Annotated in this window: 4 protein-coding genes; all 4 read left to right on the top strand. The window is 25.1% G+C overall.

Translation table 11 applies throughout. The features are described 5' to 3' along the window. Nucleotides 1-438, top strand: a 438-nt coding sequence (locus tag VLM92_RS16770) for a S4 domain-containing protein (protein WP_325277465.1), incomplete at its 5' end; no start/stop codon positions are given. Nucleotides 439-653: 215 nt separating this feature from the next. Then, a complete protein-coding gene (locus tag VLM92_RS16765) occupies nucleotides 654-1,187 on the top strand; it encodes a hypothetical protein (RefSeq protein WP_325277464.1) in 534 nt (177 codons plus the stop codon). A gap of 14 nt (nucleotides 1,188-1,201) precedes the next feature. After that, the gene (locus VLM92_RS16760; RefSeq protein ID WP_325277463.1) at nucleotides 1,202-1,549 is read left to right on the top strand and encodes a DUF4870 domain-containing protein; all 348 of its coding nucleotides are present in this window, start codon (nucleotides 1,202-1,204) and stop codon (nucleotides 1,547-1,549) included. A 148-nt stretch (nucleotides 1,550-1,697) separates the two neighbouring features. Further along, nucleotides 1,698-1,965 (top strand): EamA family transporter (locus VLM92_RS16755; RefSeq protein ID WP_325277462.1); only part of this gene is annotated, 268 nt, incomplete at its 3' end.

The following is a 1,965-nucleotide window of genomic DNA, read 5'->3' as shown; positions in this document are numbered from 1 at the left end:
ATACTACTATTCTTACTATTTTACAACTTAGTAACTGATGTTCATCCTGATGTAGTTAATAAAATAGAAGCAGATTTAATAGAAGATAGAGTTAATCCAAGAAATGTAAAAATGGAACTTGCTAAAGAAATAGTAAGGCTATACCATGGAGAAGAAAGAGCTAATTTTGCTGAAGAAAGATTTAAATCAGTATTCCAAAAGGGTCAAATACCTGTTGATATATTAACTGTAGAAGCAAGTAATGAAAACTTTGATTTAGCTCAAATAGTAGTTGACAATAAGCTTGTTCCAAGTAAAAGTGAATTAAGAAGATTAGTAAAACAAGGTGGAGTTAAAGTAAATAGTGAAAAAGTAGATGACTTACAAGATGTAGTAGCACAAGGTGAGTTAGTTGTTCAAATAGGAAAGAAAAAGTTCATAAAGATAGTTGTAAAATAGTAAGAATAGGAGTATCTTAAAATGATTTTTATCATTAAGAGGATACTCCTTTTAAATTAAGTAAATAAAATTCTAATGCTTATATATTAGCTATACTACAAATCAAATAAATATTATTGAAAAAATTGGATATAAATGTTATATTTTATCTATTAAACATGAAAAATATTTATAAAAAAGTTAAATATATTATTAATTTGAGAAGAGGGAATAATATGTATTTGCCAAACAAGATAATTAAAATATTATCTAATATTAACAAGTCTTATATCATATATTATACTAAAGGGAAAATATCTTCTGTAATTATTGATAGCGAAAACATAAAAATAGAAGCTTGTAGCAGAGGATATTGTATAAATTTAAAGGGCTCACAAGTGATATTGAATGATTTGAAATCATTACAACCTTTATTGCTCAAGGTAGGTATATCTAATAAAAGTACTAAAATGAAAATTAAACTAAAAATAGAGGATAGTTTAGTAGAGCTATTTTCTAAAAATGAAAATACATTTGCGGCTAAATATTGTCAGGGAAATATAATATCCATAATAATGGATGAACCACAATTATATATAAATAAAACTTCAGTTGGATATCTTTTAAAAGTAAACAATAAGAGCATTGCAGCAGAAAGTTTTTCAGCCATAAAAAAGTTACTAGTGAAGATGCAGATAATAGAAGAAAAAAATAAAAAATCAAGAGAAAAAAATGAGATACACTTTGAACAATTAAAACTAAAAATATAATAGAGGAGAAAACCATGGAACTTTATAGTAAATCGATACCAAGAGAAAATATAATAATGCTTTTGATGTCGGGTGGAATTATTGTTTTTAATTTAATAGGATTTATAGTATCATACTTTGTGTGGAAAGAATATAGTAAGGATTCAGACTTTATAAAAGAAAATGGAAGAAGGCTTTTAAACTTTCATATTTCATTTGTAATATATGAAATAATAGCAGGTATTTTGATATTCGTTATAGTAGGAGCTATATTAATGCCAATAGTTACTATAGCATACATTGTGATGACTGTTATTGGGATGATAAGATATGGGTCACATAGAGATTATAAATATTCACTTACATTTGACTTTATAAAATAACATTATAATGAAAATTTATGTAAAAGGCTGTATTGAAAAAATTCAATATAGTCTTTTATAATTGTATTAATTAATTTTTATAAATTACAACAAAATATTTTCAAAATAGAACATAATTAAAAAATAAATGTTATAGGGGGCGAGTTTGTTGATTAAAAGGTATATAGGGGAATTTGGTCTAGTTCTAGTAGCTATGATTTGGGGAAGTGGATTTGCAGGAACTCAGTTAGCGTTAGATGGAGGTTTAACACCATTACAGTTACTTACATTAAGATTTTTAATAGGATCAATTTTATTAAACATAATATTTTTCAAGAAAATCAAAGAAAATATTAACAAGGAAGTATTAAAAAATGGAAGTATATTAGGGTTTTTCTTATTCATTGCGTTTACAGTTCAAACTATCGGAATATTGT

Source organism: Romboutsia sp. (genome assembly GCF_035470145.1).
GTDB lineage: Bacteria > Bacillota > Clostridia > Peptostreptococcales > Peptostreptococcaceae > Romboutsia_D.
The sequence above is the reverse complement of the archived record's forward strand: the minus strand, read 5'-3'. Positions and strand labels throughout refer to the sequence as shown.

What these genes read in the sequence shown, in the direction of transcription:
- VLM92_RS16760 (WP_325277463.1), top strand. Translation starts at nt 1,202, where the DNA reads ATGGAACTTTATAGTAAATCGATACCAAGAGAAAATATAATAATGCTT.
- VLM92_RS16765 (WP_325277464.1), top strand. Translation starts at nt 654, where the DNA reads ATGTATTTGCCAAACAAGATAATTAAAATATTATCTAATATTAACAAG.